The organism is Gordonia sp. (in: high G+C Gram-positive bacteria), assembly GCF_047606305.1.
Classification (GTDB): domain Bacteria; phylum Actinomycetota; class Actinomycetes; order Mycobacteriales; family Mycobacteriaceae; genus Gordonia.
Genome location: NZ_JASGER010000032.1, coordinates 38,199 through 45,810, shown reverse-complemented (window position 1 = coordinate 45,810; position 7,612 = coordinate 38,199). Strand labels below are relative to the sequence as shown.

Sequence of the window (7,612 nt, the reverse complement as noted above, 5' to 3'; positions counted from 1 at the left end):
GGCAAGACCGGCCACCGCCTGGGCGGCGCCGAGCGGGGTCTGCACGGCCTGCTGGGCAGCCTGGGTGACTTGTGAGGTCACCTGCGACACGGACTGCGCAGACTTCGCCACCTGCTCGAGCGGGTGGCCCGCGTTGGACGGATCCACAGGGGGGCCGGCGACGATGGGGTACGGCATCCCGGGTACTTCGGCAAAATGCTGGACGAGCTGGTCTTGGTTGTTGAGCCCAAGCCAGGTCTTGACCTTATTGCCCGCGCCGTCGAAGGCTGTGGGAACGGGGATCTGGCCGAGCGACCTGCCGTCATCGCCGATCAAGGAAGCGGTGCCGTCGTCGTTGAGCGTCACCCTCGCGCCGTTGGGTAGCGGGAGCTGATATATGTACTCGGGCGCGCCGCCGGGGTATTTGCGCAGCACGTCGCCGGCCGCCGGCACCCCCTCGACGGGAGGCACCTGGCGATCGGCGATCTTCTGGCCGCCCCCGAGCCCGCTCTGCAGCAGGTCGGTCGCCACGCCCGTCAACGATGTAGCCGCCGTCATCGCCTGCCGTGGTGCCTCGCTCAGCTTCTTGCCGAGATCGTCCGTATTCTGACCGCCGCCGGAGGTGTTCCCCGAGGGATCAGTGCCGTTGGTCGTCGCGGCGGCGGTCTCGTCCTCGTCGCCGTCCTGATCGTCAGCTTCGGCATCCTCGTTCTGGTCGTCGCGCTTGTCCTCGTCCGGATCCTCGTCCCGCTTCTTCTTGTCCTTGCCCTTGTCCGGGGACCCGCTGCGCAGACCAGGCATCGCCACCGGTGCGCCGCCGCTCCGGTCGTTGTCGTCGGTCGAGTTCGGAGTGGTCTGCGACCTCGCGCCACCGTTGGAATCTGTCGTCCCGTCGGCGCCTCCGTCGGTGCCCTTGAACCCGTTGGTGAACGCCTGTGCGGCTTGTGCGGGCGTCGACATTGCGCCGGCGGCTGTCGACGCGCCTGCGGCAGCGCTCTGCGCCGCCGCTCGCGCTTCGGCCATCGACTGCTGCACGGTATCGGCCTGCTTTGTGCCGGAATTGACCTGCGTCGACGCCGAGTGGGCTTGCCCGCCGAGCTGCGTCTGGATGCCGTGCGCCTCGGCATTTGTTGAGTCGAACTTCATTCGGCTTGCCTGGTGGTCCTGATGGGCGGCCGCGACTTCGGCGGTGGCCCGGGCCAATTCGGTGGTCGCCTGCGAGACGTGGGCGCTCGCAGCGGCAACGGCGCCGGCTCCGATGCCGCTCGTGGCAGCGGCCGCTGCCATTGCCGCCTGTAGCTCGGTTTGGGCCGCGACGAGGGCGGCGTGGGCGGTGGCCTCTGCGATGTCTGCGGCGACGACTCGCTGGAACGCTCGCACCAGGTTCGCGTAGTCCACCTGGGCGGCGGCCAGCACGGGCGCCATCATCGCCTGGGCGCGGGCCAAGGCCTCGCCCCAAAGGCCGAGGCCGTCACCGGCCATCTGGATGCCGCGTGCGGCACCGTTGATGGCCTCGATGTGAGCGCGGCCCTTGTCTCGCCAGAGCTCGGCCTCGGGGCCTTCGAACTTGAGATCAGCGATGCTGGAAGCGACATCGGCCGCCATGCGGTACAGGTGGTTGGCCGCTGAAGTCCACTCGGCGTGTGAGCCACCGACCGAGACCGGGTCGCCTTCGATCTCGTACAGCTTCGGGTTGAAGGGTTCGGGGGGCGGTACCGGCATTACAAAACCTTCGAACCGCTGGCGAGGAGCGTGGTCTCGGCCTTGCCAATGTAGGCGCCGATCACCGCGGTCATCTCGGCCTCGGTCTGGCGGACCGCCCCGGCAATCGCCGCGGTCGAGTAGGCATGGTCGGCGACCTCGCTCAGCGCCTTAGTCAGTTCGGGGCCGAGTGTGGCCTGGAACTCGGTGACCGCCGCCTGGACGGTGAGCCCCTGGCGGGTTCCGTGATTGCCGCTGACGGAGAGGCATTCGATCACTGCGAACGCAGCCTCGACCAGCTGGTTCACGTTGTTGGCGAACTGATCGATGCTCTCGGAATCAGCGATCACCACCGCCATGTCAACCACCCCTCCTCGTCGCCGCTCAAAACTGGCGCCTTCCCCGTACTGGTACCTTATCCGACCTGTGTGAGTCGTTCAGTCATCGTCGCATCTGGCTGATCATCGTGACAATGAACTGCCCGACGAAGATGCCGACGAGAATCACGCACGCGATGACTAGCGATATCACCAAGAGTCGGACCATCCGATTGGTGGCTCGCGGCTTGACGCTGCCGTGCATGTAGGCCTGAAGTGACGCCTCGCGGCGCAGTGCGTGCGCCTGGATCACCACGCGGTGGTCGTCGGGCTTCACGTCGTCTCCCTTATTCTGATGACATGCCGGTCTCAAGCTTATCAACGTGGCTCCCCGTGCCAAGTCGCTACGCGGTGGAGCTGGCGAGATTCGAGCGGGGGGTCGACCCGCGGCATTGGCAGCAGCGTTCGGTCGCTGTGGTGCCGTTGGAAGCGGGTGCTCCGACCAGCGTTGTTGCGGCGCTTGTAGCACTGGTTGGGGATCGACTCACCCACGAGACGATCGTCGGCGTCGACACTAGCGGTGACCGCTCACTCGGCTCTCTTCTCGGTGCCAGCACGGGAGGAGACCTCGGTGCCCTCGCAGGCCAACCCGAGATGCGCGAGCGCCGCTCGGTCGACCGGTTCGTCGACTTCGAGACGGTGACCTCCGTAGCGACCATTGCCCCGAACCAGGCTCGCCCCGTGATATCCGCAGATGAATTGGCTGCGGCGCTCCGGCAACTCAAGCGACGCTTCCGCGGCTACGTGGTGGACGTCCCGAGTACCGTCGCAGCCACTCTGATGCCTGCAGCCGTGGCCGCCGCCGACGTGGTCGTCGCCGTGACGTCAACCCGTCGCCTTCCGGACTGGGTCTTCCACACGGACAACCCGCTACAGCCGTTCCTGCGTTCCGGAAACCTGGTGTTCGTCCACGCCCACCAGCCGCCCGCCGCGGGCACGTCACTGCCGTTCGACCTTCGCGTCCCGACACACGCCCTAGGCATCGAGCTGTACCCTGACGGACGTTGGAATCTGCCCACCACGGCACGCGGAATCGACTTGGCGGCCGGTGACTACCAGCTCACTGAGACGGCGATCTCCCTTGCCTGCTCGGTGTATGGAAGATAGGACGAGCCCGGGCATCCGCGAGAGGATGCCCGGGCTCTTATCGACATTGTGGCTAGCCGCCAGGACCGCGTGGCGCGCCGCCTCGTGGCGGACCCTGCGGTCCGGCCATCGCGTCGGGGAGCCTGAGGGTCGGCAATTGAAGACCGCCATCTGGAGCTGGGCCGAACGGGATCCTGGCACCACCGGGCAGTGGCACTTCGGGGACCAGCGGTGCCGGCGCGGGAATACCCTGCCGGACGACCGTCGCGTGCATGAGGTAGACGTTGTAGCTCGACCACTGCGACATGGTGAAGTACAGGTCGTTGCCCTTGGACCACGGGTGGATGCTCGCGCCGTAGATGGCCGGATAGTTCTGGCCAGAGGCGACGATCTGAGCGCGGGTCCATGGCCCTGCTGGGTTGGCGGCCTGGCGCAGGACTATTCCGTTGTTGAAGACGTCGGTGGACAGCATCAACCAGCGGTTGAGCGACGGACTGAATTGGACAGACACCTCGCCAATGCCGCCGGAGACTACTGGCCGCGGTTCGCCGACAAGGCCGTTCTGCCAATTCGTGCCCATCCAGTACTGATACTTGGCGCGGTTGAGCAGTTGGTCTGCCGGTACACGCGCGACGTAGACGCCGCCGACACGTCCCTGTTCGGTGCCGAACATGTAGACCATGTTGCCGCGTCGGGCCAGGGAGAGCATCTGGAAGTTACGGGCGGGGCCGCCATTGGTCCAGAACGCGTTCCGGGACTTCGTCCACGTTGCGCCGTTGTCGTCGGAGAATGCGATGCCGGAATAGTTCGATGTCCACGACCCGGGAGCCGGGCCGTACCGGCGCACCGAGCTGTACGTCATGTACTGACGTCCGCCAACGGCAATGCCAGACGTCGGCATCGTGGTGATTTCTGAGCCGTTGACTCGGCGCGCCTTAATCACTTCCCGCGCATGATTGGCGCGATCGACAAGGAAGCTGTTGTAGCTCATCTGTCGCAGATTCCGCGTGCTCGAATAGGCGAGCGTGTTGACCCGCCAGTCAAAGCCGGACGGGGCCGTGGTGCCGGTGTCACCGGCGAATCCGGATCCAAGATTGCGCCCCTGTGTGAGGTTCAGATACGGCAGGGCGGGGAACGGGATTTCCTTCGGGAAGATGGGAACGTTGAAGCCGTCGCCATTGACGTAAGGTGCCTGGTCGCTGCCCTCACCTCGGGGGCGTGGCCGTCCGAAGGTGTCGCCGAAGGCGGTAATGACTTGGCCGTTGCCGTTGTCCCACATCACTGCGTTGCCGGTACCGGCAACGCCCCACTTGGTGTCGGTGTGATCGGCGGAGTTTGCACCCGTCATCTTGGCCACGAAGGCGTTGGTGATGCCCCCGCGTGTGATGGGCTGGCCATTGCCGCGCTTCTCACCAGCGTCCTCAGGCTTGGGGTACAGGTCATTAGGGCCAGTAGGAGCGGGCCCCACAGGTGCAGCTGGCGCGGGGGCGGGGTAGTCCGGGTAGTAGGGCTGGTTCCCTCCAGGGGCCTGCTGATTGGGGTCCGGCTTCGCGTCTGGCAGCACTGGGACAACAGGCGCAGGGGGCACAATCATGCCAACTGGAGCGACGTTCGGCACCGTTAGTTGAGGTTGGCCGTCGAGGTTCGGCGGCTTTTGGGTTTTCGATCCCGTGGAGGTGCAGCCTGCAGCGAGGCTTGCGCTTACCAGAATCGTGGTGCAGCCGAGTAGTGCTCGCCGAGTTCGACGGTCTGGCATAGACAATGTGAGCAGTCCTTCCGATGGAACGGCGCTAGCGGCCGTAGGTCATCGCCTTGGCGTGGACCTTCTCCACGAATCCGGGGGTGCGGTTGAATTGAGAAACGGCGTTCGCCCAGCCCTCTCCATTTCGGAGGTTGCCACCAGCAGCGCAAAGGAACCGGGCGGCTGTGAGTGTTGCGTCGTCGTAGTTGTCAGGATCGGCGCGACCGTCGTTGTCCGCGTCTGTTGCGAACTGCTCCCAACGGCTGGGCAGGATTTGCATCGGCCCCATGGTCACATCGATCGTCTCGTTGCCGTCGTACTTGCCGGCGTCGGTGTCGGCCGCAGGCTTTGCATGTGCTGGGTTGGCTTGGGTCAAGTTTCGCAGTGCCGGAACCACAATTCCCTCGCCGGTGATGATTCCGGAGCTGGCGGAGCCATGGTCGGACGAGATGTCACCGATGGCGGCGAGGGTGGACCATCCGAGCCCACAGCCGGGCTGAGCCTTTCCCATCGCGGCCGCCGCATACGCATAGGAGCGCAGTGCGCGCTCGGGGATCTCATATGGGCCTGCGTGCAACTCAGACCACTGTTTGAGCTGGGTAGACGGGATGTCGTGCGCTTTGTTCTCACCCTTCTCAATCCGCGAAGAACAGCCTGCGACGACCATCGCTGACGCAAGAACACCCGCGAGCACCGCGAGATAACGATTGGGGCTAAGCACGATCACGCAGAGTACCTGGTCAGGGGAGGTGTCTGTCAATCTGGGACCCGGCGTGGCGCAACTTCTCACCTTTCGGCAGCGGTCTTGTTACTGTAGTGACCTGAATTGTTGCTTTAGGAGGCTTGGGTGGCTGAGGGGACTGCGCACGTACCGCTCCCGGCCGACGCGGGCCGGGTGCCACAGTCCGCCTTGCCCAGCTATGGCGGCCAGACCATCTCGTCCGAGGAAGCCGCCACCGCGTCGCGACCTACTGCACAGCCACCAGCGACCGACCAGCCCTCAGACGGCACCTCAAGGATTCCGCAGCTGATTCCGCCGCAGGTCATCGGCGCGCCCGCATCGAAGCGCGCTGACGGTGAGCACGACGAGAAGCAACAACAGAGCGCTCGCGAAGAAGGTAAGGAGGCGTCGCCACCCGACACGGAGTCGAGCGCAGCCGATGGTCGGACAGCCGAACGGCCTGGGCCGGACAAAGAGTCGGGGAACCACGACAGGGACGGTTCGTCGCGCGGCGCTGGCAACAGGGCCCACGTGGAGACTGTCGGCGGTGCAGGTGGGCCCGGCGCGGGGAATGCTGGCCGCGGCAGAGGGGGAGTCGACGGAGAGGGCGAGGAAGGCGAGGAGCCGAATGAGACCCCCGACAGCAAGGACAACGATCGGCGTCCGCATGACCGCGCACCGGAGGTTGGGCCGGAGCCCAAGATCGAGAAGCGTCAGCTCACGCCGAGCGAATTGGACGACCGGGAGAACCGCCAGAACCTCGATAACTCGATCGTCTATTGGGAGAACGAGAAGAAGCGGGTCGATGCCCTGCCACCGGGGATAATCAAAGACGCCGGAATGAAGGTCGTGACCTTCAAGCTCGACGAGCGCTATGGGGTTCGGGATGCGCTGACGGGCAGGGACGGTGCGCTGTTGCTTAAGTTCGAAGAGAACGGTAACAAGCCGGTGTTGGCCGCGGTCTCAATGGGCAATCCCGATAAATCCGATGTGGTCTCCCTGACCGTCCCGGGAGTTGGCACACATGTCCGTCGAGTCTGGAACAAGGACGAGAAGCGGTGGGATAACTCGGCGATGGTCAATATGACGGATGAGGCGGAGGACCTTCGAAAAGAGACACTTCGACAACTGAACAGCAATTTGAAGCCGGGTGAGAGGAAGCGAACTGTCGCAACCATCGCGTGGATCGGATACCAGACGCCGACTGCGCCTGCCTTGAGCCCAAGCATCGTCAGGACCATCCGCGAAGCGAGCACCCGTGACCTTGCCGAAGAGGGTGCCAAGCGGTTAGACGCTGACCTTCAGAAGATTCGTAGCCGCAACCCCGATGCTTCCATCTCGCTGTTCGGGCACTCGTACGGTTCGCTGACTGCCTCGCTCGCATTGCAACGACTCCGGCGAGAGCATCCGGCGGTCGTTGACAACGCGGTCTTCTACGGAAGCCCCGGTCTGGGGATCAACAGCGTCGATGAACTCGGACTTGCCAAGGGCCATGTGTTCGTCATGCGTGGCGAGGATGACTTGATCGCCGACCGTGGCGTGGCCTCGCTTGCCGAACACCACGGGTGGGGCAAGAACCCGTACAAGATGGGGATCCCGGAGCTCTCGACCCAGAACGGATGGACCGGTGGACCAGACGGTGATCGGCGCGTGTTTCGCGAACGCGCATACGGTCACTCAGAGTACGGACGGAAAGGGGCCAACAACGAGCTGCGAATGTCGGGCTACAACCTCGCCCGCGTATTGGCAGGGAAGCCTCCCGTTTATGGCGTGACTCCTTACACTGGGAAACAGGCGATTCCGGACCGGATTCGCGAAAGGGTGGTCGATTTGGGGCGCGACGTTCGTGACTGGTACCGACGGGTTCGCCCGTGAGACTGAAAAGGCTGGAGTAGAAGGTGGCCAATTCCCAAGCCCATGAACGTCCTTTGGAGACTGTTCCCGATCGAACCGATGGCCGGAGGGTTGTGAGTATGAGTCTATTGTGCGTCGCGCTAGCGGCTGCTT

General features: G+C 64.6%; 6 protein-coding genes and 1 pseudogene. 2 read left to right on the top strand and 5 right to left on the bottom strand.

Translation table 11 applies throughout. The features are described 5' to 3' along the window. The 3 genes and pseudogenes from QM634_RS05160 to QM634_RS05150 form a co-directional block, all read right to left on the bottom strand. A pseudogene (locus QM634_RS05160) lies at nt 1-1,701 on the bottom strand (hypothetical protein); the annotation flags it as partial. Then, nucleotides 1,701-2,039 carry a hypothetical protein gene (locus QM634_RS05155; protein WP_415041700.1) on the bottom strand — a complete coding sequence of 113 codons (339 nt, stop codon included), beginning with the start codon at nt 2,037-2,039 and terminating at the stop codon, nt 1,701-1,703. The gene QM634_RS05155 and the pseudogene QM634_RS05160, both read right to left, overlap by 1 nt. 82 nt (nt 2,040-2,121) lie before the next feature. Then, on the bottom strand, nt 2,122-2,334 hold the full coding sequence (locus QM634_RS05150) for a hypothetical protein (protein ID WP_415041699.1): 213 nt from the start codon (nt 2,332-2,334) through the stop codon (nt 2,122-2,124). Between the two features lie 23 nt (nt 2,335-2,357). Between QM634_RS05150 and QM634_RS05145 the strand changes: the two genes are divergently transcribed. Then, the gene (locus tag QM634_RS05145; RefSeq protein ID WP_415041698.1) at nt 2,358-3,164 is read left to right on the top strand and encodes a hypothetical protein; all 807 of its coding nucleotides are present in this window, start codon (nt 2,358-2,360) and stop codon (nt 3,162-3,164) included. A 52-nt stretch (nt 3,165-3,216) separates the two neighbouring features. Here the strand turns inward: QM634_RS05145 and QM634_RS05140 are convergent, their stop codons facing one another. Then, nucleotides 3,217-4,491, bottom strand: a complete 1,275-nt coding sequence (locus QM634_RS05140) for a DUF4185 domain-containing protein (protein WP_415041702.1) — start codon at nt 4,489-4,491, stop codon at nt 3,217-3,219. Nucleotides 4,492-4,933: 442 nt separating this feature from the next. Then, a complete protein-coding gene (locus tag QM634_RS05135; RefSeq protein ID WP_415041697.1) occupies nt 4,934-5,611 on the bottom strand; it encodes a lytic murein transglycosylase in 678 nt (225 codons plus the stop codon). Nucleotides 5,612-5,731: 120 nt separating this feature from the next. Between QM634_RS05135 and QM634_RS05130 the strand changes: the two genes are divergently transcribed. Beyond that, nucleotides 5,732-7,480: an alpha/beta hydrolase gene (locus QM634_RS05130; protein WP_415041696.1), complete on the top strand. Its 1,749-nt coding sequence runs from the start codon at nt 5,732-5,734 to the stop codon at nt 7,478-7,480. Nucleotides 7,481-7,612: the final 132 nt, after the last annotated feature.

Coding starts and splice junctions, on each gene's coding strand:
- QM634_RS05145 (WP_415041698.1), top strand. CDS start 2,358: ATGCCGGTCTCAAGCTTATCAACGTGGCTCCCCGTGCCAAGTCGCTAC.
- QM634_RS05140 (WP_415041702.1), bottom strand. CDS start 4,491: ATGACGGGTGCAAACTCCGCCGATCACACCGACACCAAGTGGGGCGTT.
- QM634_RS05155 (WP_415041700.1), bottom strand. CDS start 2,039: ATGGCGGTGGTGATCGCTGATTCCGAGAGCATCGATCAGTTCGCCAAC.